Here is a 25,880-nt window from a genome sequence, read left to right as displayed (position 1 = left end):
AAGGAGGAGCATATGAATCTTTTCGTGGATCGAATGATCCGGGCAGCCAAGCTCGACATTCATCTATATGAGGAAGTGGAAGCAGACAAAAGCGCCATGGGACAAGCGATAGGCGTTGTGGTGCTCTCCAGCCTGGCAGCCGGCATCGGGGCCATCAGCGTTCAGGGCGCCAGCGGAGTTATTGTGGGCACCATTTTTGCCCTGATCGGCTGGTTCATCTGGGCGTTTTTAACCTATGTCATCGGCACAAAACTGCTGCCCGAGCCGCAGACCCGGGCGGATTACGGAGAACTGCTGCGCACCATCGGGTTTTCCAGTTCCCCTGGCCTGATCCGGGTACTGGGGATCATACCCGGCCTGCAGAGCATTGTCTTTCTGGCGGCCGGCATCTGGATGCTGGTTGCCATGGTCATTGCCGTGCGCCAGGCCCTGGATTATCACAGCACCTGGCGGGCCGTTGGCGTCTGCCTCATCGGCTGGCTGGTCCAGATCCTGCTGTTGGCCCTGGTATTTGCTGCGATCGGCGGGGGGATGCCCGATACCCAATAAAAACAGATGGGGGGTTATCCTTGATTATGGTCTTTTGCACGAGTCAAAAAGAGATTTTGCTGCCATCATTTATCGCAAGACTTTCATCAAGGTTTGACCCCATATTCCCGGCGAGCATTTCTTCGATTATGTTTCTGTCCCGGGGCGGGGCAAAGTAGTAGCCCTGCCCGAAGGGGCAGTTCATGCCCTGGAGCTTTTCCAGTTGGTCGATATCCTCGATGCCTTCGGCCATGGCCTTGAGATTGAGCTTGGCGCACAACTCCAGCATGGAGGCCACGATGTTGTAATTGGTCAGGTTGCCGTTGATGTTATCAATGAGAATCTTGTCGATTTTCACCAAATCGATGGAAAACTGATTCAGGTATTTCAAAGAAGAATAGCCGGTACCGAAATCATCAATGGAGATGCATATCCCAAGGGTCTTTAATTCACGAATGGTTTTAACCGCCCGCTCCATATCGTCAATAAACAGGCTTTCAGTGATCTCCAGGTTAATGTTTTCCAGCGAAAGCCCGGCGTCGCGGGCCATGGCCTGAATATCGGCCGCCAGATTGCTTTGCAGCATCTGCTTAACCGAGAGGTTGATGCTCAGGCACAGATCTCTTGCTGAAGCAAAGTTGGTCTTCCATGCTGCAAAATCGGCAAATGCCATTTCAAATATTTTCCGGCCCAGGGGAATGATCAGCCCGGATTCCTCTGCAATGGGGATAAAGCTGTTGGGCGGGATAATGCCCAACTCCGGGTGCCGCCACCGCACCAGGGCCTCCACCCCGTAAAGACGGTTTGTGGCAAGATCCATAAGAGGCTGATACTGAACGAAAAATTCGTCTTTCTGGATGCCGGCCTGAAGGTGAGTTTCCAGGACCAGGCGGCGCTCGATCTCCCGGTCCTGAATCTGGTGGGCGTAGACCACCTGGTTTCGGCCCTGGCGCTTGGCCTCATACATGCTCATGTCCGCCAGCCGGATGGCATCGGCATGACCGGCCTGGCTCTCGCTGCTGATTAAAATCCCCATGCTCAGGGTCATGACAATTTCATGGCCGGCAACCGCCAGGGGATCGGCAAACTGCTCCAGGATTCGCCGAGTGACCATGTCGCAGCACTCCTTGTCCCGGATGTCTTCTAAAAGGATCAAAAACTCATCGCCCCCGAACCGGGCCACGGTATCGACTTCGCGCACGCTTGACAAAATGCGCTCTCCCACCTGAATCAGCAGGTCATCGCCCACATTATGACCTAGGGTATCGTTGACCGACTTAAATCGGTCCAGATCAACAAACACCACGGCGAAATTATAACCCTGATACCGCTTTTTTTTCTTGATCGCCTGCTTGAGCCGGTCCTGAAACAAAACCCGGTTGGGCAGATGGGTGAGCGGATCGTGAAAAGCCTGGAACTGCAGCTGTTTTTCCGCTTCCTTGATGGGCGTAATATCGGTAAAGGAAACAATGTATTGGTTTTCCAGGCCCAGAGGGGAAATCTTGAGAAAAACAGTTCTTTTTTCCCGGGTGCGGCTTTCAAACTGGTATTCGGTGGGGGTGTCCAAAGGGTCTTTTTCCGCTGCAGACAAAATCCCTGCAAAACCGGTGCGGCCTTCGCAGGCCAGAAACTCGGCAATGTTTCGCCTGCCTGCCAGGTCTTCCCGCTCCCATCCCGAGAAAGCCGCAAACTCGCTGTTCACATAAACAATGGTTCCCTTCTGGTCAACCACAATGGTTGGATTGCCGGTGTTTTCAAATGTATTTCGGTAAAGGATTTCAGACTTGGACACCTGAAGGTTTTTTTCCAGCAGTTCTTCGTTTTTCTGCCGGATCAATTGGTAGAGCTCAAAATTTTCCAGGGCATATCCCGTAGCCTTGATAATAATCGTGGTGATCTTGTCGACAATACCTTTTTCCAGGACACTGGTTTTGACAAAACAGAAAAAAACACCGTAAATTTTCGAGGTTGTGGCAGCGGCATGAATCAATACCTGGTATTTGCCGTCATGGCTGCGGACGGTCTGGGTCCGTTTTTCCCGAAACGCCAGGGCCAGCGCCCCGCGGTCAATTAAATCCTCCACTGTCCGGCCGACGTAATCCGCCCGGCCCGGATCATCGAGATGTTCCAGCGCAATGTCAAAATGGGCTTCATCAACAGCGTAAAAGGCATAAAACTCTATGGCCACCATCTGCCGCAAGCCCTGCAAGGAGCGTTCAAGAATATCCTTGCGGTTTTTGAACTTGGTCACGGAGGTCTGATAGTCGCCCAGGGAAGCGCACAATTCCAGCGCCGCCATGGCATTGCCGGAAATGGCTTCAAGCCGGTCACCAGCGGTCAAATCCATTGCCTTACTCAATTCGTCCATAAATAATCTCAAATATGTCAGCGAGTTGAAAATCAATCTCATGGGCCATGGAATGCAGGATCTCAGGATCGAGGTTCAGGTTCTCAGATACCTCCGGTTCCATGACAGGGACAAAAAACTCGCCGCTGTTTCCGATCTCCAGGGCATTGACTATGATATCGGCCAGATTGACAATGGCGGCTTCAAAAAAGGATTTCTGGGTTGCGGGAAAATGGTGGTACTGGATCATGTTGACCAGCCGGTCCGGAAGGTTCCAGTGCCGTGCAAGGGCTGCTCCGATATGGGAATGATCCGAGCCGAAAACCTCTTCTTCGGCTGTAAAAAGAAACAACTCCTCGCATTTTACCTGTCTGAATATCTGAAAATACTGCTCCGGCAGGTTCTGAACCAGAATCAGGCGGCCGATGTCATGGAGCAGCCCGGCCACAAAAAAGCGCTCCGCCTCGATGCGCTGGGGAAAGTAGCCGGATATCAGCCGCGCTGCGGTTCCGCAGGCAATGCTGTGCTCCCAGAAAGAGGCCATGTTAATCAGCCGGGAAGGGATGTTTTTAAACAGCGAAACGGCTGAAACCCCGCTGACAATGGTCATCAGCTGGTTGGTCCCGATCAGTGCCAGGGCCCATGTCAGGGTATCAACTTTTTGACGAAGACTGTAGAAACTGCTGTTAACCAGCTGCAGCACCTTGGCCGAAAGGGTGGTATCCTTGCTCACAATGCCGGCAATGTCATCCAAAGAGGCATCCGGGTTATTGATGGCCGAAATGGTCTTGTAGTAAATATCCGGCAGAGTCCCCAGGCGCAGGGTTCTGTGGATCAGGCTTTCCACGTTGACCTTCTGCGGGCGTGTGCGCACAGGCTTTCTTCCTGAATCCGGCCGGTCCTGCAGGTGCTTGTATCCGGCCCCGGCATTTGGATTGTTAAACAGCCGCCGGGCTTTTCGATCCACGCTGAGCTGAAACAAAGCGGCCACAAAGGGATCATTTAAGTCATTAAACTGAAATCGGTACCGGACAACATCTTCGGCCTTCTGCCGGATTTCCTCCGGTACATACGTGTCTGCGTCCGGTTGGGAGCCGGAAGCCTCATCCGGAAGGCGCACATGCACATCACCCACCCCCCAGATCTTAAAAATCCGGATGAGTTTGTCATTGACCTTCTGCCCCGAGGGTGCAAGCAGCCGGCCGGCCGCATCCTTGACGTCCCGGGCGAGTATCATTCCCGGCACCAGTTTATGAGGGCTTGTTTTTTCCATCTTTGGAAGAACAATCATCCTTTTTGGCGTTTAACAGCTCGTAGCCTTCGTTTATCAGGGCCATGGCCCGTTTGTCGCCGCCTTTGTCCGGGTGGAACTTTTTGGCCATGCACCGGCGCTTCCATCCCAGGTCCGCGGCTTCATCAATGACCGAATCGAGGTTGTAGAGGTTTTTAAACGCAGCCGCCTTTTCATGATAGCCCATGTACTGGACCTGCTGAAAAAAGGTGGGCGGCAGACTTTCAATATAACGGGCAAACCGCCGCTTGCTGATTTCCTCCCGAAGAGACTGGCTGGTCACATACCGGACCACAAATTCCAGAATGCTGCGTTTGTCAAACCGGCTGAAACGGCCCAGGGCCTCGAACTGATCCATGGTATCCGCATCCCGTATCCAAAGAATACAGCAATCCCGGCTGGCCGCGCTCCAGGTGACCCTGAAATTGTAGTTGTCTATGGCGATCTCGGTCAGGATCTCGTCATCAGGGCAATTCATTGCTTGACACACTCGTAAAAGTCGGTTTTCAGATGGCACCGTAAAAGTTCAAGATCAAGGTTTGCGCGATTTCTGGGTTGATTGTTCCCGGGCCGGTTCAAGCGCCCAGCACATCAAGCAGGGGCGATTGAGCGGCCCGGGTTTCGATCAGATGAATCATTTTTACCAGATCCTCCGGGTCCAGGTCAATTTCTTCTTCAATTTCAGGGGCCTGATTCATCCTGTAATTTCCCCCCTGCCCCAGTCCCCCGGCATTGACCACCCTGTCCGACAGCCCGCAGATCCGAACCAGGTCCCTGTACCTTTCCTCTGCCATAGATGGATCATGATGCCACCGGATCACTGAAATCAGGCTGTGGGCCAGATTCCATTTCCGGGCCAGCCAGGCCCCGGCCTGGCAATGATCCACTCCCATCACCCGGTGCTCTGCCACAGACAGGCAAATTCCTTCTTTTTTACTGATTTCAATGGCTTCGGAAAACTGATCATGAAAATGCTGCTCAAAAACGATCTTGCCCATGTCATGGAGCAGACCACACACATGAAGCACATCCGCGGCAATATGCACCCTGGCAAACTGTGGAATCGAGTTGCACAAAACTTCTGCGGCAATGCCGGCGGCAATGCAGTGCCGCCAGAACCCGGCGCGATCCAGGGCCGACCTCCTGTTCGGGGCAAATGTGGAAAATACCGCAGCAGACATGGCAATATTGCTCACCGCCCGGAAACCCAGCCGGACAATGGCCGGGCGAAGCGAAACGGTTTCATCCACGCCGAGGTACATGGAGGAATTCACCACTTTCATGATACGCGCCGTGATGGCCGGATCATCCTCGATAATGGCCGCGATCTGGCCGGCATCGACTTCCGGATCCTGCAGCGCGGTGCCCAGGTTCTCGATGACCGCCGGCAGAGTCGGCAGATTCCGGATGGATTCGAGCCGCTTGATCAAATGTCGCTGCATGGCGTTATTCCATTTCGTATTGTCGTGCCGGTCCGGTGGGATTGTCCCGAACCCTTTCAACGGCCTGCCGCAGTGCATCCCTGACCCGATCAGAAGAAACCGGATCCTTTAACACAATGGAAAATTGCTGAGTGTATCGGGCGGGCAGCAGATTTAAGGCCAGTGCATAGATATCCTGGATATTGACCAGGTTCTGCTCCACTTCGGGATATTCACTTAAAATTTCCGGTAAATGCCGGATCACCCGGAATTCATTGCGGTTTCGGATTGCGCTGAGATCCACCCCCAAAAATTGGTATCTGTCCTCAGATCGCCGGCTGCTGGTCATACTGCCTCCCGGATGATAGATAAAAATGTTTAATTCAATGTTGATGGCACCGTAAAAAGTCTGATTTCAGATGGTGCCGTAAAAAGTTCAAGATCAAGGCTTGCGCAATTTCGAAGAATGCAGCGTACTTCTCCGTACGTGAAATTCTGAGGAATCGCGCGTAACGCAGATATTGGACTTTTTACGTCGCCATCAATGTTTTTCGTTAATACTCTGGATGATCTTTTCCGGAATCCGGCTCAAGGGCAGCACGGTTTCGGCCGCACCCAGGGCAATGGCTTCCTTTGGCATTCCAAAGACCACGCAGCTCTGCTCGTCCTGAGCAATGGTGCGGGCGTGATTGTTGCGCATCTCCAGCAAGCCCGAAGCCCCGTCCTTTCCCATGCCGGTTAAAATCACGCCCACGGCGTTTCTGCCAGCCGCCCGGGCCACGGATTTAAACAAAACTTCAACACTCGGCCGATGTCCGCATACCAATGGGCCGCTGCGGGTCTGCACATAAAACCGTGCCCCGCTGCGCTGCAAAAGCAGATGATAATTGCCCGGGGCAATCAGGGCCGTTCCGGGCAGCACTGAATCGTTGTTTTTCGCCTCGCGCACCTCCACTGCGCACAGCTGATTTAACCGCTGGGCAAGGGAAGCGGTGAACTGCTCCGGCATGTGCTGAACGATCACGATGCCCGGGGCGTTTCCGGGCATTCGCGTCAAAACTTCCTGGATGGCCTGGGTACCGCCGGTGGAGGCACCAATGGCAATGACCGTGTCTGTCATTTTCGCCTGGGTGATCCGGATCTGGGGACGGCCGGCGCCGGTTTCGGCGTGGCGCACCCCCGTGTTTTTCACCTCTGCTTTGGCTGCGGCCCGGATTTTTTCGATCAGCGCCTCGGACATGTTGTTGACCGAAAGGGCCGAGCCCGGCTTGCACATCACATCCACGGCCCCGGCATTCATGGCTTCCACTGCCAGTTCCCCGCCCCTGGGGGTCAGTGATGAGACGATGATCACCGGGATGGGCAAATGCTTCATGAGTTTTTTTAAAAAGGAAAGACCGTCCATTCGCGGCATTTCCATATCCAGCAGCACCACGTCGGGCCGCAATTCCACGATCTTGTCCCTTGCCACGTAAGGATCCGGCGCCGTTGCCACCACGTCAATATCTTCGGCCCGGGACAGTTCCCGGGACAGGACCTGGCGGACAATGGCCGAGTCATCCACGATAATTACCCTGATCATATTGGTTTATCCGCAAACATTACAGTTTTTGTTGAAGTCCGCTTACGCGTCCAGGACCAGCCGCACCAGCATGGGCGATTCATCCACCCGCAAAAACAAGTGACGGCCGCCTGCTGCCAGCTCGTTCCATTCCGGTTCCGACAGGGTTCGGGTGTCGGGAATGGACAAGTCAAATACCTCGTCCGTACCGAATTTTTCCGCCAGCAGATAGCCGCAGGCCACATTCAAGACCTCTGTAATCGCCTGTTCCGCCGCATCCTCAGGCAGATCCTCGGGACCTGTGCCCAGAATATTTTCCGCCAGCTCCCCGCAAAGGTCCGCGGGTGCCCCGGCTTCCAGCCGACCCTGGTGATCCCGTCCGGAAAACGAAATCTGCGCAAACAGACACGGGCAACAATCCGAGTCCGGCTCAGGCGGATCGTCGTCGGCATCCACGAACATGAAGGCAAAATCCTCAAACACCGAGGAAAACACCTGCAGCAACATTGCGCTGTCATTGGTATCCATAGTTTACGCTCCGATATTAGCGGTTATTGCAGCAAGTCCTTGACCACCCGGGCAAATTCCTCGGGTACAAAAGGCTTTTGCAGATACGCCCCGATTCCCATGGATTTGAGACGGTCGATTCTCTCCCGGCTGCGCTCCGTGGAAATCACCACCACCGGGATGGTGGTAAGCAGATCCTTTTTGTTCATTTCCTCGATCATCTCGATGCCGTTCATCACAGGCATATTGATATCGGCAAAAACAATATCAATCCAGTTTTCATCGAGCTGCTCCAGGGCCTGCCGGCCGTTTTCGGCATAATAATACCCGGAGATATCCAGGTCTGATATGCCCAGGGTTTTGGCCACCATCTTCCGGATGATCACGGAATTGTCGACAATCAGCACATTATAGCCCATACTGTTGACTCTCTGGTTTGTTACGTTAAAATGTTTTCCAGCTCCCGCATTTTATCAAGGGTCTTGCTGGCGGTATATTCCAGATGATGCTTCTTCAAACCCAGCGCCCTGACCGATTCGGGAGATACGCTGAATTGCAGGCCGTATATGCCCGTGCCCACTCCTTCTGAAAGCGCGAGCATATCACCCAGATGAACCAGATAAACAAGGGAGTGGTTTTCCTCTGCCGCGTCCGGGGCGTGATGCCAGCGCACGGCCGCAGCCATTGCCGCCCCCAGATTCCATCGCTCCAGGATGCGGGCCCCGGCCTCGGCATGATCCATGCCCAGGACCTCTTTTTCGGCCTGATCAAAAGCCATGGACTGCTCGTCCATGACCTGCCCGAAACGCTCGTGCTGCTCTGCAATAAAGGGATCGAGCAAAAGCAGGCCAATATCGTGGAGCAGCCCGGCGGTAAAAACCGTGTCCACATCTTTCATGCCCAAAAGCCCCGCCAGTTCCTGGGCGGCCACAGCCGTCCAGATGGAGTGCCGAAGCAGTTCATTTGCTTCCAGGCCGTATCCGGGCAGGGCCGGCACCAGGCGCCCGGAAACGTTGAGGGAAAGCACCAGCTCAAAAATCCGCCGGGTGCCCAGCCGCACCAGGGCCGCCTGAAGAGAGGCCACCTCCTGTACTGCGCCGAAATAAACCGAATTGGCCAGCTTGAGCACGTTGGCGGTCAGACCGGGATCATACTGAATGGTGTCGCGGATGACTTTAAAGTCCACGTCCGGATCTTCGAGATACCCCAAAAGACGCTGACACAGAGGCGGCATCTCGGCAAAATGGTCGATGTGCTGCTCGATTTGGTCACGGAAGGTCATAATGGGTTATCCTGCCTCCTGATTTGATGGTAAACCGGCCTGTGCCGATGTCCAGACTGATGGTGCGGGAGCGGTTGCCCCCCACTTCCTGGGTTTCCATAAGCAGCCCGTTTTTCCAGAGAATTTTCCTGAGCACCGTGAAATTGCGCTCCCCGATCTTAAACACCCCCTGGCTGTCGAGAACCTGGGAGCCGCCGGCCACATGGATCACCGCCCGGGCCTTTCTCAGTCCGCCTTCATAAAGCCGGGTGAGCATCTGCTGCATGCCCGTATCCACGAACATATACGGCCGCACCTGCGCCTTTTCCCGGTCCACCTTGGACAAGGGCAGCATGCAGTGGATCATCCCGCCCAGCCCGATGACCGGATCATATATGGCCACACCGACACACGAACCCAGGGAATAGGTGATCAGGGTGTCGCCGGGATTTTTTGAAATCCGCATATCTGCTATGTCAACAACGATTTGCGCCATTTTCTTTCCCGGTTATTGTTTGATATAAACAGAAGGCCGCACAGAGCGAAACCCGCCCAGCAGGCCGGAAAGGCTTTCGGCATGGCCAACCATCAGATATCCGCCCGGCTTGAGCAGCCGGTGCATCTCATCGAGCAGCCGCTGGCGGACGGCATTGTCAAAATATATCATCACATTTCTGCAGAAAATCACGTCCAGAGGCCCGCGCATGGGAAACGGGGGAGTCGACAGGTTGAGCCAGGAAAAGGTGATCATGTTTTTGATCTCATCTCTGACCCGAAAGATCCGGTCGTCTCCCTTGCCGCCCATGGGCGTGAAATACCTGCCTGCCAGCTTCTTTGAAATCTTCTGCAGTTTTTTGGAGCTGTATTCCCCCCTGCGCGCGGTTTCCAGCACAGTGGTGGAAATATCCGTGCCCAGAATCTTGACATCCCGCAGATCATCCAGGGCTTCTGCCAGGGTCAGGGCGATGGTGTAGGGCTCCTCCCCCGTGGAGGCCGCCGCACACCAAACCCGGAACCTTCGCTGACCTTCCGAATGCCATTTTTTGACCATCGACCCGAGCACCTCGAAATGATCCGGCTCGCGGTAGAAAAACGTGACATTCGTGGAAATGGCATCCAGCAGTTGGCTGAGTTCGGCCCGGGACTGATCTTCCTGGACATAGCGGTAATAATCTTCAAAATCATTGATTCTGAGTTTTCTCATCCGCTTGCCCAGCCGGGCCGAAACCAGCGCCTGCTTGTGCTCTGCCAGGTGAATACCGGCCTCATTGTAGATCAGTTCCGAAAACTGGCGGAATGTTTTTTCATTTAAAGAACCGTACCCGTTCATCCGGAAATCCTTATCTGTTTAGAAATCCTTGAAATCATCCTCATCCAGGGGAATGACTTCTTCGGGCCGTTTTTTCGCCTGCTGGGCCGAAGCCTGGGCCGGTTTTTTGCCAGCCCGGCCTTCAACAGCCTTCTGCTTTGTCTGCTGACCCGGCTGCCTGTTGTTCTGCACCTGTTTCCGATCCTGCTGGCGCCGGGATTGCACGGCATTTGTCTGTCTGCCCGAAGAGGCGCCCCGGGAAATTTGCTTTGCAGAACCCGGTTTCCGCTGCACCGTTGCATGGCCGTTTTCCGCCTGGCCATGAATCAGCCGGTTTAACCGGATCACCACTTCCTCGAGTTCACTTGCCTGGGCGGTGAGCTCTTCCGAGGCCGAAGCGGTTTCCTCGGCATTGGAGGCGTTTTGCTGGACCACCTTGTCCATTTCCGAAACACCGCCATTGACCTGGTCAATGCCCTGGGACTGCTCTTCAGATGCAGAGGCCACTTCCCCGGCCATGGCCATGACCTTCTGGGCGATCTGGTTGGTGCTGCCCAAAGCCTCGGAGATCTCCTTGTACACCGCAGATGTCTCATGGATCTTGGTCTGGGAATTTTCAATCAACTCCTGGGTGGTCTTGGCGGCCTCGGCGCTTCTGCCGGCAAGATTGCGCACTTCTTCTGCCACCACGGCAAATCCCTTGCCCGCCTCGCCGGCCCGGGCAGCCTCAACAGCGGCATTCAGGGCCAGCAGATTGGTCTGAAAAGCAATGTCATCGATGGTCTTGATGATCTTGGCGCTTTCCTCGCTGAGCTTGACGTTTTCCTTGAGATTGCCGTCCATGACCGCCATCTTCTCTTCCATGAGCTGAAAGCTGGGGCCAGCCTCGTTTTTCATCATGTTGTCCATGGATTTGCTGTTTTCCATATTCATCTTGGTCTGGGAGGCGATCTCCTCCAAAGACGCCGATGTCTGCTCCAGGCTGGAGGCCTGCTCGCTGGCCCCTTCTGCCAGGGACTGGCTCGACGATGATACCTGGGACGAAGCCGATGCCACCTGCTCGGAATTGCGGGTCAGGCTTTCGGTCATGGCCTGCAGGGGATTGGCAATGGAACGGGCCAGGAAAAACACGATCACAAGTGCTGCTGCAATGATGGCGCCGGCCAGGCCCAGGTTGATGTAACTCAGGCGCCGCACCGGGGCCATGAGCTCATGCTGGCTGGCGGAAGCCGCCACGGTCCAGCCGGTGACCGGCTCGCTGTCAAAACTGACCATTTTCTCCGTATCATCGTAGCTGTATTCCATAAGGCCGTTTCCCTGCTGCAGCATCCGGCCGCCAAAATCCAGATCCTTCATGTTGGTTTTCATGATCTGGCTGCGGTCCGGGTGGGCCAGCACATCGCCATCATCATCATAGACAAAGGCATAGCCCTTTTCTCCGACCTTGATGGGATCAATAAACTGGGAGGCAAAGGCCTCGATGCGTACCGTGGCCAGCAAAACGCCCTGAACCTCTTCCTGCATGACAACAGGCGCGGAAATCACAAATACCGGCTCCCCGGTAGCCCGGCTCACAATGGCCTCGGATATGGTTTCCTGTCCCTGCATGGAAGTTTTAAAGTAATCCCGGTCGCCCACACTGACTTTGCCAACTGAATCCGGAGCCGATGCAGCAACTATATCCCCGCTTTTGTCTGCCAGAAAAATATTGGCATAATAATCATATGCCGCCTGGAGATGGGCCATGCGTTCGTTGGCCGTCTTGCGGGCAGCCTGCCCCATAAGCCCCTGGGTCATGGCCTTGGGATAAAGCTGCTCTGTACTCCAGGAACTGATATCCAGTTTGCGGTCCTGGACCCAGCCGCTCAGGGTCTGGATGCTGGAGGTGGTAATCTGCTCCAGCTGCCGGTTGAGTTCCGTTTCCACGGCATTTTTGGACTGCACATAGGATACCAGTGTGGATACGCCCATGCCCAGAACAACAAGGACCAGCACGGGCAGTAAAATTTTGTTTTTCAGACTCAGTTTCATGATCTTTGCCTTTCTTTTGTTTCCGCTTCAGCCGGTGCTCTTGGCCAGGGCTTCCATTTCGTTTTCAGACATGATCTTGTCGATATCGAGCAAAATCTTAACCGCGCTTTCGGTCTTGGCCATGCCCATGATAAACGAGGTCTCCACCCGGGTGCCGAATCCCGGGGCCGGCTCGATTTCCGCTGCCGCAATTTCAAGCACTTCCGAAACCTCATCGACCACGATGCCCATGGTCACGTTGATATCGGCCTTGGCCACCTGCACCACGATGATACAGGTCTTGCGCGAGACTTCGGCGGCTTCCATGCCGAAGCGCAGGCGCAGGTCAATGACCGGGATCACCTTGCCCCGCAGGTTGATCACGCCCTTGACGTATTCGGGCGTGCGCGGAATCCGGGTGATGGACTGCATGCCGATGATCTCCTGGACTTTTAAAATCTCGATGCCGTAGGATTCGTCGCCCAGCAGAAATGTCAGGTATTTGCCGGCCAGGTTCGCCAGGCTTTCATTGGTTTCATTGTTTTTTTGAGCAGTTTGCGTCATTTTTTCCTCTCCTGCGGTTATGCTTGTTTTTTATTGGATTGCCTGCCCGCGTTTATTTTTTTATGCCGTGGCCAGCTTGACCAGTCCGTTGACATCCACGATCAGCCCCGGGGTGCCGTCGGGCATGATGCTGGCCCCGGCAATGCCGTCCACGTGCTTGAGCCCCTGGCCCAGGTTCTTGATAACGGTCTGGTTCTGGCCCAGCAGTTCGTCGACCAAAAGCGCGATCTGCCGGCCCGCGTCCTCGAGCACCACCACCAGTGCCTGGGTGGGATCGCTCTGGGCATCATGGATGTCAAACATGGTGGCCAGCCGGAACAGGGGCAGCAGGCGCTGGCGGAAGGGCACGGTTTCACCCTTGCCCGACACCTTGGTGATCATCTTCCGGGTGGGCTGAAACGATTCAATAATCGACAAAAGCGGCAGGATATAGCGCTCTGATCCCGCCCGGACGATCATGCCGTCGATAATGGCCATGGTCAGGGGCAGAACCAGGGTAAAGGTGCTGCCCACGCCCTTTTGCGACCGGATGCGCACGTTGCCCCGCATACTTTCGATGTTGCTTTTGACAACATCCATGCCCACGCCCCGGCCCGAAACATCAGTGATCTGCTTGGCCGTAGAAAATCCGGGCTCAAAGATCAGGGCATAGATTTCCTCGTCGGTCATGTTCTCGTCGCTTGTGATCAGCCCCCGCTCTTTGGCCTTGGCGGAAATGGCGTCCCGGTCCAGGCCCCGGCCGTCATCTGTAATGTCAATATGGATATTGCCGCCCTGGTGATAGGCCTTTAACACGATGGTGCCCGTGGCGGGCTTGCCCGCTGCCACCCGGTCGTCTGCCGTGGGCTCAATGCCGTGATCCACCGCGTTTCGGATCATGTGCACCAAAGGATCGCCGAGCTTTTCCACCATGCCCTTGTCCAGCTCGGTTTCCCGGCCCTCCATGGTCAGCTCGATTTTTTTGCCGGATTTTTTGGCCAGATCCCGCACCAGGCGGCCCATTTTGCGGAAGGTGTTGTCAATGGGGATCAGCCGCATGGACATGCCGATGTCCTGGAGGCTGCGGGTGATCTTTTTTAACTGGGCAAGGTTTCTTTCCAGTTCGCGGGCCTCGGTTCGGCGCTCGCCGGCCTCCTGGCTGACAATGGATTCCACGATCACCAACTCACCGATGGTTTCCAGCAGCAGATCAATGCGGTCAGCATCGATTTTCATGGTCTGGCGGACGGTTTTGCCGGCATAAGCCGAAGCACCGCCGGCAGCCGCAGCCTCGGCGGCCGGCGGTGCAGCCTCGGTTACGGTATCCGCAGCAGCCTCGCGGCCGGTATCCAACAAGGGATCTGCGGCCAACGGCTCAGATTTTTTGTTTTCCAGTGGCGCGGCCTCCGGGGATGGCTTGGCTTTGGGAGATGCATCCCCGTTTCCCAGAGCAGCCTTGAGCTGGACAAACACGTCGGGCAGTTCAGGCGGGGGGGTGTACATCCCGTCTGCTCCCAGGGCGGTCTCCAGGTCCTTGTTCATTTTTTTCAGCAGGTCCAGGGCGTTAAACGTGGCATCCACCACCTGGCCGTCAAAGGCGATGCGCTTTTTGCGCACCTCGTCGAGCAGGTTTTCCGCCTTGTGGGCAAGGGTGGAAACCGGGGTGAGCCCGAGAAAGGAGGTTGTGCCCTTGATGGTGTGAAAGGCCCGGAAAATTGAAGCAATGGCCTCCTCGTTTTCCGGATCATTTTCCAGGGTCAGCAGGTTTTCATCTGAAATTTCAAAATGCTCGTTGGCCTCTGAGATAAAATCCGCCGTGATTTCCGGATCCTCGATTTCCACCGCAGACATCAGGGACGCCATTTCACTGTCCTGTTCCGGCCTGTTTTGCTCCGGTTGGGTACATGACGTCTGCGGCTCCGGCTCCTGAGGAGATTCAGGGACCGGGTCGGATTCCTGTTCCGGTTCCGGTTCCGGCGCGGGATCAGGAGCGGATTTTGGGGCCTGATCTTTTTCTGCTGGGCCAGGCGGTGAATAGATGGCTGTGTCCAGGGCCTCAAGCAGGTTGTCTGCCAAAAGAATTTCCTGGCCCTGCTTTAGCGCGGAAATGCTTTGCTCAAACCAGTCCTTGAACTCCAGGAGCAAGTCCGCCTGCAGGTGCTGCTCATCTTTTTGAATATAATCCTCCACCCGATGGCATACCCGCTCAATGGGATTTAACCCAAGAACGCCCGCTTCACCCTTGGCCGTGTGCAAAATGCGCTTTAATGCCGTTAAAACCCGGGCGTCTGCCTGGTGTTCAAATGACAGCACCAGATCCTCGATCTCGGAGACCACGGTATCCTGCTGGGCCAGGTACTCGTCCAGAATTTCCTGGTCCACGGCAGAGGCCGGATTGGCCGCCTCGCCTGCCGCAGCATTGGAAGCTTCATCGGCTTTGGCCCCGGCCGCAGGGGCAAAGCCTTCTGGGAAGACCGGCTGGTCATCGGCCAGGTTGCGTTCGGAAATGTCCTGGAGCCCGGAAATGACCCCTTCCAGGGCCTCCACCTCATCTCCGGACGGAGGTCTGCCTGCGGCAGCCATTTTTTCCAGCAGTTCGCCGGCACTCCGGGCGGCCCTGGAGGCACGGGGAAAGTCTTCATCCAGCGCCACGGCAACTTCCGTAAACGCCACTGCCAGGTCCCCGGCTGCGGAGGCATCGGAGAGATCACCCATTACCAGCGCTTCTGCAGCCTTTTCCACAAGTGGACCAATCTTTTCTTTTGCCGTTTGCATCTGATTTTTTGTCATGTGTTTTCCTGCTTACAGATATTTCCGGTATTTGCTGCGAATCATATCCTTGTCCGCGGGCGTGACCAGAATATCACTGGCCCCGTATTTTCTGGCCTTGAGAACAAGACTTTTGGTCCACTGGGGACCGCCCACGATCAAGGGGCAATTTTTTTCAAGAGCCGAACGCACCTTTATGGCCTTGGCCAGTCCCTGGTCGTTGACCCGGTTGATGAAAAGAAAAACGCAGTCGGGATTTTCCCGGCTGAATTCCTGCTTGAAATCACTGTCCATGGAATGTCTGGCCAGGGCCACGTCCTCCTGGGCGATGCTTTCTTCCACGAGGTTGAGCTGATCGGGATCATCGCCGATAACCGAGACGATCCGGGCGGATTTGTCCCCTGTACCAGACGGTTTGGCTGCAGCCGGCTGATTTTCGGCGGTTGTGTCGGGTTTTTGTCCCACGCCTGTTTTTTGACCGTGGACGCCGGCACCCGCCTTTTTCTGCGCGGCCGTTGTGCCGGCTTGCCCCGATTTTGCCTTTCCCGCAGCCGCCTCTGCCGATGCCCCCGGCACAGCCAACCCCAGCAGTTTTGAAGGAAACAGCAGTTCTATCGGGCCATAGGCCTTGTCCCCCATTTGGATGCCGGCGGACACCAGGTAATAATCGTCTGCAGAAAACGGCTCATTTCCGGCCAGATCCGCCTGGCCGGGCACCAGGGTTTCCACCTGGTCCTTCTGAAGCTTGAGGGCAAAGGGCAGTTCCGCCTTAAACTGATTGGAATAAGAACTGACCAGGATATTGGCGACCTCGCCAAAGGCATCTGCCACCTCGCCTTCGAACTTGCCCTGCTTGATCACCTGAGTGATGGATTCCATGGGCATCATCAGCAGCAGGCCGCCAAAATAGATGGCGTCCTTGAGCGGCAGGAGCATGAATGCCCAACCCTCGTGGTCACCGGTGACACGAATCCGGGTGAGCACCTGCTTGCCGCGGGTCTGGGAAAGCAAGTCCGCCTTTTTTCGTGCCGCGGTTTTCGGGTCGGAAAAAGAAACGGAATCGCCAAGCAGGGCTTCGAGTTCCCCGGCTGCCGGCTCCAGGCCCTGCAGCAGCATGGCATCCACGGCCTCCTGGCTCATGAGGCTGCCGGGGGGGTCGGATGCAGCTTCGGACTCCGGCTCCGGTGCTGCGACTTGGTCTTGCTCTGCTGCGGCCCCGGGCTGCTGCTGTTCTCCGGCCGGGGCCGGGTCAGCAACCTGTGGGGCCTCCTGCTCAACTTCGGCCGGCTGTTGGGCCGCTTCCGGCTCGGCCACCAGGCTGTGCGGGAAAAAAAACTGCACCCCGCCCAGGGATTTTTCCTTGCGCATGATTTTTGCGCCAAAAACGCTCTGGGCCTCGTCTGCCAGTGGCAGTCCCTTGTCTTTGGGACCCAGCACGGCAATATCACCCTTGACAAAATGAAGCTTTTTGGCCGAAACCGAATCCTGCCAGACCGAATTGATCACACCGGTGATAATGTTGGCGATCTCGGAGAACGCATCCTCGAGTTCGCCGTCGAGTTTTGCCTGTTTCTGGCTGGCCCGGATCTCGTCTGTGGGCAGCATGATGAGCTTTCCGGCCAGCTCAATGGCTGCGTCCAGATCCATTAACAAATGCACCCGGTCAACGTCTTCACCCTTGGCCCGGAAACCGGCCAGGGCGGCCTTTTTCTTCGGCCGGGCAAACACCTCCTGCAAAGTCCCCCGGGACACGACCGGCTCGGCCGTTTCCAGGGGCTCGCCGATGAGATCGCCCACTTCCTGGAGACTGTTTTCCAGAAGCTCCGGATGCATCTGTTCTATGGGATTATCCCCGCTCATTACAAATCCGCTTTTTCCGTAATCATATTGAAATGCTTATTGTTTCTTGATTTCCAGGCCCACCAGAAAATCGCCGTGGGACACGGTAAAGGGCACAATCACCCAGTCCGCCTTGTTGACAACGGTCAGGGTGTATTCCTCGCCGTGGACCACTGACGGCAGGGAGAGCTCCACCTTGCCGTTTTCAGAAGAGATAAACGGTTTTAGGGAACCGGCCAGCATGTTGGCCAATTCGCCCATGGCATCCTCCACGTCCTCGTTGATGCTTTCAACCTCCATACCCAGAAAATCCTGGGTCAGGCCCCGGGCCACCGCATCCGGGGCATGAAGGGTCAGGTTGCCCTGCTTGAACCCCGCAAAGCCCACCATGGCGCTAAGGCTGCACTGAAAGCGCGATTTGTGCTCGGAAAGCGGCTCACCGGCCGTGACATCGACCATGATCATGGTCTCAAAGATTTCCTGGGTGACATCCACGATTTTTTCAGCAAAATTCATGATAAAAACAGCTCCTTGTCTGGCGTTACAGCAGGGGACCGAGCACTTCGTTAACCTGGTCGGGGGTGAAGGGTTTTTTCACGCATCCGGATGCGCCAAGAGTCATGGACTGATCCACCATGTCCTGGGAGCCGCCCTCTGTGGTAACCATGACCACGGGAATGTCCTTGATGGAATCGTCATTGGCCTTGTTTTTTAAGAACTCGATACCATCCATGTTGGGCATGTTGATATCAGATAAAATGATATCCGGCTTTTCATTGGCCAGCAGATCCATGGCCTCCTGGCCGTCGCCAGCTTCCAGAACCGTGTCAAACTCCAGGCCGGCCTGCCGCAGGGACCGGTTGACGATTTTTCTCATGGTGCTGGAATCATCGACAATTAAGATTATTTTTCCCATTTGCTGTCTCCTCTTTTTCCTATTGGTTAAAACCCCGAATGACTGTCAATTATTTGACCTGATTGAAATTGCAATAACTCCATGCAAGATCAGGGCCAAAATTTATTCCGCCCACTGACCACCGACTACCGCCCTCCGCCCTCCGTCTTATTCAGGCCATACACAAACGCCAGAATCTCGGCCACGGCCTGGTACAGCTCCACCGGAATCTCATCTCCCACCGGCACCCGGGCCAGGACCTCCACCAAATCGGGATCCGCCTGGATGGCAATGCCGGCCTGCCGGCCCAGTTCCAGGATCTTTTCCGCCACCTGCCCCTGGCCGCCGGCGGCCACCACGGGTGCATTGTCACGGTCCCGGTCGTATTTCAGGGCAACGGCCTTTCTGGGTTTGCCGAAATCCGCTGTCATGCCCTGGCCTCCAGGAAATGATCGCCTTCGGGCACCAGGCGCTCCAACAGCGTCATCACCGGATCTCTGGCCCCGGTATCCACGGAATAACCCAGCAAAGACACCGTGGTCAGGCGGTCTGCAAGCTGCGGCATGGCCTGTGAAAGGGTTTTGGCGCTTTTTTGGGTTTCGCACAAAACCCGCATGCGCAGACCCGGATCCTCAAACAGCAAAAGAATTTCAAGACTGCCCAGAACCGATAATTTCAAATTCAGGTTCATCTTCCATGCAGGCGTTTCATCCGGCGGCTCTCCGGGATCATCCGCATCCGGATCCTCGCCCTGCCGGGGCTCCTGTTTTTGGGCCAGCAGATACCCCTGTTCCAAAAATTCAAAGGGAAGGGGCAGAAACACCGTATTGTCCTGGGCCAGGCGGTACCGGCAGAGCTGAAACAAATTCAGGTGCTCAAGCATGGCAGAAGCCTCCTCTGCCCCGGCACCGCCCCCCTGCCCGCCTGCGGCCTGCATGAGCAAAAGCGCCTTGAACCCGGAAAACGCCTCCTGGCTCCGGCCCTGGGCCAGCAGCGCCTCCAGGTTCAACCCCATATCCTGCCACAGCCGGGAAATATCGCCTCCGCTCACCGTGTTTGGATCCGATCCCAGCACGTTCATGAGATTAGACACCATGGCCTTTGCCTCAGGTCCCATGTTTTCTAACATGGGCATAATCCGGATGCTGCGGCCGAATGAATGCAGCAGCCGAAACAGGTGACGCAGTTCAGCCTCCTCCATGATCCGCAGATGGGTCTGGGGAGAGGTGGCCATCACCTGCAGGTTGAGTTTCTGGCCCGTGCGCAGGGGCACCTTTGTCTCAGCACTTAGCTGGTGATCCTTGATTTTGAGCACAACCCGCTCCATACCCCCTTCTGCAACCGTTGCCTGAACGATCTGGTAGGGCGCCAGTTTCAATGTCTGGCTCTCGCCGACCCGGTGCATGGAAATGTCTGCAGGGGCCGCAAGGCTCAATATCGGAGGTGGTTGGGCATTGATGTACATATGCTGCTTATCGGCGGGGGGATTTGAAAGTTTAGGGGATGTCGGCAGGCGGTTGTCAGTGGTCAGTTGTCAGTGGTCGGGGGTCGGTAGTCAGTAGTCAGTGGTCAGAAGGCGGAAGACAGAGGGCTGAGGAACAGAGGGCGGAAGACGGGTGGCGGAGGAAAAGCGCCGAAAGCAATGTCGGGTCTCAGAGATCCCGGGTCAGGACCTGTTCTCTTAACATGCGGCGCTGTTCGGCAAAACAGAAAGCCATGATATCGTCACAGGTCTCGGAATCCATGTTGGTAAACCGAACGGCCACAGAAAAAAAGCCCTTTCTCACCTGGTTAATGCGCAGCACAACGGCATCTGCTTCCAGGGTTTTGCTGACAGGCTCCGGCACCCGGATCTCCATGGCAAGCTTTTCTTTTTTCTGCACCTGCTGATATACCATCATGAGCACTCCGCCGCAGCTGATATTGACTCCTTTTCCGGCAAAGGGCTTTCCGCCGCCGGGTCCCTTGCGGCGGCACGACAGGCTCAGCCGCCCGGCCGGCCCGCGGAAAAACTCGCGTTTTTCCTCGTGCTGGATCACATTGTGCACCGTGATGCGCAACAAATCCCGGCCCGCCGCCTCTTCAATGCTTGATATCAGGGTGACGATCTCGCCGGTTTCAACAAACACCAGACAGTCGGCTTCCGTGTCAATGCGTCCGGGATCCGGCAGGGCGTTTGGATCAAAATACAGCTCCACCTCCGGCGGATCGGTCACCAGGGCAATGGCACTGTATTTTTGCACCTCTCCGCCCCGGATGGGGACATTGACGGCCACGGGTATTTTTTCCGGAAAATTGGACAGGTAGTCGTTTACATCCATAGCCCGTGGCCCTACCAGAAAACCGCTTTAAAGTAAACCAGAAGATTGCATGTAATGGCAAATATTGCCGCTTCACGCCCCGCAGTTAATCCGTGCACCTGCGTTTTGCCCCCGGGCGCTGCCCTTGCTGTGATAACCGCCAAGGGCCTGTTTGCCGGTGCGCATCCGGTCGAGTTCGTCTTTGGCCACAGCCATGGCGGCCTTTAGATAGGCCTTAATGCGCCTGTTTTCCGCCAGCACCTGATCGGCCAAATCCCGCCAGGCCGCATATCCCGGGTAATCTTTCAAAGAAATCCCGGCATGCTCAGCCGCAGCCAGAATTTTTTCCCCGCACCCGGCCGCCCGGGCATCAATTCCGCGCATCTGCGAAATGCACTCTCGCAGACACGCCCCGGATGCGCCGCCGGCCACAGCCTTTCGGATCCGGCTGTATTGCGCCAGCAGATCCCGAAAGCAGGCCGCGGCTTGGTCGAGCTCCCGGTCAAGCGCTGCCGCCGGCGCCGGATCCGGCAGCGGATCCGGCGCCCGATCCGATTCAGGGCCTGCCTTATGATGCATAAAGGTCATTAACAGCCCCCCTTATACAGCCGCATTCATGGATTTGCGCGGAGGCTCGGCATCGCTGCTGTCCCCGTATGCCGCGGCCGGGGATTGCTCCTCTTTGGACCGGTTTTTTTCAATGGCCTCGGCCCAGGCGCCCCGCAGCTCCAGCAGGATATTTTCAGACACCTCCATAGCCTTGAATTCATCTTCTGCATTGGGCCGGGTCAGCTCCCGGACCATGTAGGCGTAAAGCCCGTCTAAATTTTCTGCGATCTCGCCGCCTTTTTCAAAATCCAGGCTGTTGGACAGCTCGGTTAAAATGGCCACGGTCCGGCTGATTTTTTTGAGCTTGCCCACGCGGTCGCCGTTTTCCAGGGCCTGCCGGGCCTGGCGCAGAAACCGGATGGCCCCGTCATAGAGCATGACAAGCACCTGCTCGGGTGATGCCGTTTGAATCTGATTGGCAAAATAGTTCTGATACGGATTATTCATCAATCTCCACCTCCTAAGGATGGCATCTTGTCCATTTGCTGTGTTAAATATTCGCTCTGGGAATTCATCACGGCCACCATCTGCTCCAGCGCAGTGAACTTATCCAGATACATCTGCTCGCGCCTTTCCAGACGGTCCTCCATTTTGACGATATCATCGTCAATGCGGTCAATAGTCCGCTCGATATTGTCCTGCTTGGTGGCATAGAACCCGTTTCTGGAGCTGGTCATGGCGTTCAAATAGCTCCGGTACTGTTTAAACACCCCCCCCACATCATCATCGCCGGCAATAACCCGGCTGACTTCCTCAAAATCCGATTCCAGCGCCCCGGAAAAAGCGGTCGCGTCAAAACTGATTGTCCCGTCCCGGTTCGTGGAAAGGCCGAGCTGGCTCAGGGCGGAATAAGCGTCATTTCCCCCCACCTGGGTGGTAAGCAGCCCCTGGAGCCTGCGTTTCACGCCGTTTAAGCCGGAATCGCCCGCCAGGATGCCCGAGTCGCTCTCCTCTGTCTTTGACTGACCCGTAACAAACGATACGGTATCGTTGTAGGCCTCGACAAAAGCATTCATCTTCTCCGCCACCGAATCCGTGTTGGTGGAAATCGTCATGGTGGTGGACAAAAGCCCGCCCGAACCGTCATCCGCGCTGACACCCTCCAGGTTCAATGTCACTCCGTTCAGCGCGTTTTTGATGGTGTTGGTATCGCTGTTGAGCTGCACCCCGTCCAGGTAGGCTATCGCATCCTGGGCGGATTGAGTGGGCGGATCCAATGATATTGTCTCGGTGCCGCCGCTCAATCCGCTTGTCAGGGTGAATTCAGTGGATGAATCCGCACCCGTGAGCATCAGGTGGTAGCGATCCCCGCCCTCGTTTCCATTGTCAATAATGGTTGCCGATATGCCGTGCTCCTGCGTTCCTTTGTTGATGGCATTCTGGATGCCGGAAAGCGAATTGTTGTTTTCATCAATCGTTATGGCATGATCCGTCCCCGCAGCCCCTTCACTGACCACCCCGTCACCAACCGTTAGGGTAAGCTCACCCGTGCCAAAGACGTGCTCTGTTCTGGATGCATAGGCGCTGTCCGAAACGCTTTTCTGCACCTGGGCGAGCTGCTCCACCGCCAGATCATAAGAGCCCTCAGGGGCGCTGGTCACACTGGCGGAGACCACATTTTCACCCGAAAGGCTCACCTGGCTCTCGCGCAGATCACTGTTTAAATCCAGTGCATCCACGGTGGCGTTTAAGGCCGCGAGTTTTTGGTCAAAGGCCTTATACGCCTCCAGGCGGCGGCTAAAGTACTCCTTGTCCCCCTCCAGACGGCTCAGGGGCTGCTTTTCAGCTTCCATCAGGCTCTTGATAATGGAATCCGTATCCAGTCCGGAGGCCAGACCGGTGAAATTGATGGCAGACATATTATTGAATTCCCGGTTGCTTGCGTTTACACAAGTGCGAAGGTCAGCTCATCTGGTGGAAGATATTGCCTGTGGCATACTCCTGCAGATTGGCCTTAACGCCCAGAATCGCCTCCGGCGGAATCTGCCGGATCACCTCGTCGGTCTGGCGGTCCACGAGCTTGACCACCAGCTGGTCGATCTCATCGTTTTTCTCAAACCGCACACTGTAGAGGCCGTCCTCAGAGATCTCCTTTATCTTGTCCAGAATCTCTTCCGGTGCAACCTTATTCTCAAAAGACCGGCCGCCATTTGAAACTGCGTTTTGCCCCCTGCCCTGCTGCTGGAAATTTTCCTGCTGCGGGACCCGCTTCGCTGAAGAGCCGTTAACCGCCCGGATGGACTGGGCATTTGCCACATTCGCCGCCAAAGATTCAATCTTCATGACAGCTTTCCTCCTTTAAAAACAGGGGCCGGAAGGAATCCGGCCCCTGTACAAGGGTTAATGTCTCATCCCGCTTACTGCAGCAGCGAAAGTGCCAGCTGCGGGGCCTGGTTGGCCTGGGCGAGGATGGAAACACCCGCCTGCTGAAGGATGTTGTTCTTGGTCATGGCAGAGGTCTCCTGGGCGATGTCCGCATCCAGAATCCGGGAGCGGGCAGCCGTGAGGTTCTCGGAGACATTCTGCAGGTTGGCGATGGTGGACTCAAACCGGTTCTGCACCGCGCCCATGTCCCCGCGGTAGGTATCGATCTGGCCGATGGCGCCATCGATAGAAGAGATTGCCGAAGCTGCTCCTTCTACTGTGGTAATGTCAACATCAGCTACGGATTCCAGGTCACTGACATTGGCCTCATTGCCATCCGCGTTAAACAGTGAAGTTCCGCCCGTGGCATCGGCAGCAATATCGCTGGTGATGTTGAAGTCATCAGCAGCGCTGAAAGTCACCTCGCCACCGACTACGGCAGAATCATAGCTGCCGCTGCCATCATCCACTAGTTTGGTTGCCCCGCCCTGGCTACCACTGATGTTCATAGATGAGTTTTCAGTGGTGTTATTAAAATCAGCGATGGCAATATTATAGCCGCTGTCCTGAGTCAGGATAATTTCGTTGTCGCTGCCTGAGAGCTCGGCACTGATGCCGGTAGCGCCGGCCTTGTCGTTGATCGCTTTTGCCAGCGCAGACAGATCGCCCTTGGTTACCGTGGCCTGGATCTCTACCGCATCAACGGTGGTATCTCCCTGCAGAGTGAAGGATAAAGTCCCGTCCTCGGTCAGATCAGACAAGGTTGCCACGGTGCGTGCCTCGGCACTTACTCCGGTATCAGCTGATTCACCGTTTACCGCAGTGGCAACAGCCTTGGCTGATGCGCCTTCATCGATATCCGCAGTGGAAGAACCATCCGGCCCAACAATGGTAAGGGTCTGGGCGCCTACATTGTTGCCACCTGTGGTATCGGCCTGGCCGGTTTTTACCGTATCAACAGCAGTATCAGCATCGCCGGAGGTAAAATATCCGTCAGAAGCGCTTGACTCGATTTCATACCCCTGATCCAGCGCAACGGTGACTGCGCCGCCTGCAGTTCCTGTCAAGTTGCCGGCTGCCAACCCCTGTGTAGTTGTTTCATCAAGACCCATCATATCGATTGATGCGTCACCATCACTATTGTCGGTAAGTGCTACAGTTATATCCTCACCGGTGGCACTGGTTGCCGTGAGATTGGTTCCGTCAGAAGTAAAAGTTAAACCAGCTGTTTCCGCATCTGCAGAATGATTGTCGTTTATATCTGCCAGCATGGCGTCTGCATCACTTATATCTACCCCTGCGGTCAGAGTTACGCTATCACCACTCCCATTAGTAAAGGTAAGAGTTTGATCGTTAGATGCAGAGCCTGTGCTTCCACCACTCAATACAACTGAGTTAGTCGCCGTGGCGGTTACCCCGTCGAGCTTGGAAAGTTCGGTAGCAACAGAGCTGGATTCTTCATTAGCCGAGATGGAGTAAGATTGGCTATTGCCAGCGGAATCGGTTACCGTAATATCTTCTGCGGTAATCCCATTGTCTGACCCGGTTACAGCTTTGCCCATTTCAGCCCCGTCTGCGGTAAAGGTATACACTGCAGTAGCTGCCTCAATACCGGCATCGTTATCTGTTGCAAGGGCATTATTCCCCAGATCGGCGGCTTTGGCTGAGCTGACGCCGAAGCTGATGGTTTCATTGGCATTCGCCCCTACCTGGAACTGAGCGCTGTTCAGGGTTCCATCGAGGAGGTTCTTGCCGTTGAAAGTAGTGGTTTCGGCAATACGAGTGATCTCCTGCTTGAGCTGATTGACCTCGGACTGCAGCGAGGCCCGGTCGCTTGCGCTGTTGGTATCATTTGCGGACTGAACCGCCAGCTCGCGCATGCGCTGGAGCAGGTTGGTGGACTCCTGGAGCGCCCCCTCAGCGGTCTGGGCAAGCGAAATGCCGTCATTGGCGTTTCTGGCCGCCTGGTTCAGCCCCTTGACCTGGGAGGTCATGCGGTCGGAGATGGCCAGACCGGCTGCGTCGTCTTTTGCGCTGTTGATGCGAAGTCCAGAAGACAGACGCTGCATGGCGTTGTTCAAAGCGCCCTGGGAATTGTTCAGGTTTCTCTGGGCATTAAGGGATGCGACATTGGTATTAATTGTTAAAGCCATTTGTTTCCTCCTTGAAAATTTTCATTCGGGCGTCCGTGCCCTTGTTTGAAATGGAAGCCTGTAAAAAGGCCTTCCGCTAAAAAAATTGTTTTCTCTGCTGCTTTTTCATGCTTTTTAATCTCTGAACTCGCTTTCTCCTTCAAATCTTTTTTCCCGGGCATCACCTCCTTGAT

The 25,880-nt window shown here is 55.6% G+C and carries 26 protein-coding genes and 2 pseudogenes; 1 reads left to right on the top strand and 27 read right to left on the bottom strand.

The window, feature by feature from the left end; translation table 11 throughout:
• Positions 1 to 12 precede the first annotated feature (12 nt).
• Positions 13 to 549: a YIP1 family protein gene (locus tag HNR65_RS14900; protein ID WP_181552318.1), complete on the top strand. Its 537-nt coding sequence runs from the start codon at positions 13 to 15 to the stop codon at positions 547 to 549.
• A 43-nt stretch (positions 550 to 592) separates the two neighbouring features.
• On the opposite strand, the gene HNR65_RS14895 is transcribed toward HNR65_RS14900, so the two are convergent.
• The 27 genes and pseudogenes from HNR65_RS14895 to HNR65_RS14770 form a co-directional block, all read right to left on the bottom strand.
• A complete protein-coding gene (locus tag HNR65_RS14895; RefSeq protein ID WP_181552317.1) occupies positions 593 to 2,896 on the bottom strand; it encodes a sensor domain-containing protein in 2,304 nt (767 codons plus the stop codon).
• Positions 2,880 to 4,112, bottom strand: a complete 1,233-nt coding sequence (locus HNR65_RS14890; protein WP_181552316.1) for an HDOD domain-containing protein — start codon at positions 4,110 to 4,112, stop codon at positions 2,880 to 2,882. Before HNR65_RS14890 ends, HNR65_RS14895 begins: the two co-directional genes overlap by 17 nt.
• A gap of 13 nt (positions 4,113 to 4,125) precedes the next feature.
• On the bottom strand, positions 4,126 to 4,644 hold the full coding sequence (locus tag HNR65_RS14885; protein ID WP_181552315.1) for a hypothetical protein: 519 nt from the start codon (positions 4,642 to 4,644) through the stop codon (positions 4,126 to 4,128).
• Positions 4,645 to 4,741: 97 nt separating this feature from the next.
• Entirely contained in the window at positions 4,742 to 5,608 is an 867-nt protein-coding gene (locus HNR65_RS14880; protein WP_181552314.1) for an HDOD domain-containing protein, read from the bottom strand.
• 4 nt (positions 5,609 to 5,612) lie between these two features.
• Positions 5,613 to 5,936, bottom strand: a complete 324-nt coding sequence (locus HNR65_RS14875) for a late competence development ComFB family protein (protein WP_181552313.1) — start codon at positions 5,934 to 5,936, stop codon at positions 5,613 to 5,615.
• A 192-nt stretch (positions 5,937 to 6,128) separates the two neighbouring features.
• Entirely contained in the window at positions 6,129 to 7,169 is a 1,041-nt protein-coding gene (locus HNR65_RS14870) for a protein-glutamate methylesterase/protein-glutamine glutaminase (RefSeq protein WP_181552312.1), read from the bottom strand.
• A gap of 42 nt (positions 7,170 to 7,211) precedes the next feature.
• Entirely contained in the window at positions 7,212 to 7,676 is a 465-nt protein-coding gene (locus tag HNR65_RS14865; protein ID WP_181552311.1) for a chemotaxis protein CheX, read from the bottom strand.
• Between the two features lie 23 nt (positions 7,677 to 7,699).
• Positions 7,700 to 8,074 carry a response regulator gene (locus HNR65_RS14860; RefSeq protein ID WP_181552310.1) on the bottom strand — a complete coding sequence of 125 codons (375 nt, stop codon included), beginning with the start codon at positions 8,072 to 8,074 and terminating at the stop codon, positions 7,700 to 7,702.
• Between the two features lie 20 nt (positions 8,075 to 8,094).
• The gene (locus tag HNR65_RS14855; protein ID WP_181552309.1) at positions 8,095 to 8,937 is read right to left on the bottom strand and encodes an HDOD domain-containing protein; all 843 of its coding nucleotides are present in this window, start codon (positions 8,935 to 8,937) and stop codon (positions 8,095 to 8,097) included.
• Positions 8,924 to 9,412: a chemotaxis protein CheD gene (locus HNR65_RS14850; RefSeq protein ID WP_181552308.1), complete on the bottom strand. Its 489-nt coding sequence runs from the start codon at positions 9,410 to 9,412 to the stop codon at positions 8,924 to 8,926. The genes HNR65_RS14855 and HNR65_RS14850 overlap by 14 nt, the downstream gene beginning before the upstream one ends.
• Before the next feature lie 12 nt (positions 9,413 to 9,424).
• Positions 9,425 to 10,246, bottom strand: a complete 822-nt coding sequence (locus HNR65_RS14845) for a CheR family methyltransferase (protein ID WP_181552307.1) — start codon at positions 10,244 to 10,246, stop codon at positions 9,425 to 9,427.
• 18 nt (positions 10,247 to 10,264) lie between these two features.
• Complete coding sequence (locus HNR65_RS14840; RefSeq protein ID WP_181552306.1) at positions 10,265 to 12,256, bottom strand: methyl-accepting chemotaxis protein; 1,992 nt, start codon at positions 12,254 to 12,256, stop codon at positions 10,265 to 10,267.
• A 27-nt stretch (positions 12,257 to 12,283) separates the two neighbouring features.
• On the bottom strand, positions 12,284 to 12,799 hold the full coding sequence (locus HNR65_RS14835; protein ID WP_181552305.1) for a chemotaxis protein CheW: 516 nt from the start codon (positions 12,797 to 12,799) through the stop codon (positions 12,284 to 12,286).
• A gap of 60 nt (positions 12,800 to 12,859) precedes the next feature.
• Positions 12,860 to 15,568, bottom strand: a complete 2,709-nt coding sequence (locus HNR65_RS14830; RefSeq protein WP_181552304.1) for an Hpt domain-containing protein — start codon at positions 15,566 to 15,568, stop codon at positions 12,860 to 12,862.
• A gap of 12 nt (positions 15,569 to 15,580) precedes the next feature.
• Complete coding sequence (locus HNR65_RS14825) at positions 15,581 to 17,407, bottom strand: hypothetical protein (protein WP_181552303.1); 1,827 nt, start codon at positions 17,405 to 17,407, stop codon at positions 15,581 to 15,583.
• 36 nt (positions 17,408 to 17,443) lie between these two features.
• A complete protein-coding gene (locus tag HNR65_RS14820; protein ID WP_181552302.1) occupies positions 17,444 to 17,902 on the bottom strand; it encodes a chemotaxis protein CheX in 459 nt (152 codons plus the stop codon).
• A 25-nt stretch (positions 17,903 to 17,927) separates the two neighbouring features.
• Positions 17,928 to 18,302 carry a response regulator gene (locus tag HNR65_RS14815; protein WP_181552301.1) on the bottom strand — a complete coding sequence of 125 codons (375 nt, stop codon included), beginning with the start codon at positions 18,300 to 18,302 and terminating at the stop codon, positions 17,928 to 17,930.
• Between the two features lie 125 nt (positions 18,303 to 18,427).
• Complete coding sequence (locus HNR65_RS14810) at positions 18,428 to 18,712, bottom strand: EscU/YscU/HrcU family type III secretion system export apparatus switch protein (protein WP_181552300.1); 285 nt, start codon at positions 18,710 to 18,712, stop codon at positions 18,428 to 18,430.
• Positions 18,709 to 19,746, bottom strand: coding sequence for a hypothetical protein (locus HNR65_RS14805; protein WP_181552299.1), 1,038 nt, complete (start codon positions 19,744 to 19,746; stop codon positions 18,709 to 18,711). The genes HNR65_RS14810 and HNR65_RS14805 overlap by 4 nt, the downstream gene beginning before the upstream one ends.
• Positions 19,747 to 19,933: 187 nt before the next feature.
• The gene (locus HNR65_RS14800; protein ID WP_181552298.1) at positions 19,934 to 20,602 is read right to left on the bottom strand and encodes a PilZ domain-containing protein; all 669 of its coding nucleotides are present in this window, start codon (positions 20,600 to 20,602) and stop codon (positions 19,934 to 19,936) included.
• A gap of 72 nt (positions 20,603 to 20,674) precedes the next feature.
• Positions 20,675 to 21,169, bottom strand: coding sequence for a hypothetical protein (locus HNR65_RS14795; protein ID WP_181552297.1), 495 nt, complete (start codon positions 21,167 to 21,169; stop codon positions 20,675 to 20,677).
• A gap of 12 nt (positions 21,170 to 21,181) precedes the next feature.
• Positions 21,182 to 21,637: a flagellar export chaperone FliS gene (gene fliS, locus HNR65_RS14790; protein WP_181552296.1), complete on the bottom strand. Its 456-nt coding sequence runs from the start codon at positions 21,635 to 21,637 to the stop codon at positions 21,182 to 21,184.
• Positions 21,637 to 23,049 (bottom strand): flagellar filament capping protein FliD, encoded by a 1,413-nt coding sequence (fliD, locus tag HNR65_RS14785; RefSeq protein WP_181552295.1) that lies wholly within the window; start codon positions 23,047 to 23,049, stop codon positions 21,637 to 21,639. Before fliD ends, fliS begins: the two co-directional genes overlap by 1 nt.
• Before the next feature lie 43 nt (positions 23,050 to 23,092).
• A complete protein-coding gene (locus HNR65_RS14780; RefSeq protein ID WP_181552294.1) occupies positions 23,093 to 23,473 on the bottom strand; it encodes a flagellar protein FlaG in 381 nt (126 codons plus the stop codon).
• A gap of 74 nt (positions 23,474 to 23,547) precedes the next feature.
• Positions 23,548 to 23,796: pseudogene (locus HNR65_RS18315) on the bottom strand (flagellin); the annotation flags it as partial.
• Positions 23,797 to 24,129: 333 nt separating this feature from the next.
• A pseudogene (locus HNR65_RS18185) lies at positions 24,130 to 25,707 on the bottom strand (flagellin N-terminal helical domain-containing protein); the annotation flags it as partial.
• Positions 25,698 to 25,868 carry a hypothetical protein gene (locus HNR65_RS14770; RefSeq protein ID WP_181552292.1) on the bottom strand — a complete coding sequence of 57 codons (171 nt, stop codon included), beginning with the start codon at positions 25,866 to 25,868 and terminating at the stop codon, positions 25,698 to 25,700. The pseudogene HNR65_RS18185 and the gene HNR65_RS14770, both read right to left, overlap by 10 nt.
• Positions 25,869 to 25,880 lie beyond the last annotated feature (12 nt).

The organism is Desulfosalsimonas propionicica (genome assembly GCF_013761005.1).
In the GTDB taxonomy this organism is placed as follows: domain Bacteria; phylum Desulfobacterota; class Desulfobacteria; order Desulfobacterales; family Desulfosalsimonadaceae; genus Desulfosalsimonas; species Desulfosalsimonas propionicica.
Note: the sequence above shows the minus strand (reverse complement) of the source record. Positions and strands in the feature narration are given on the sequence as shown.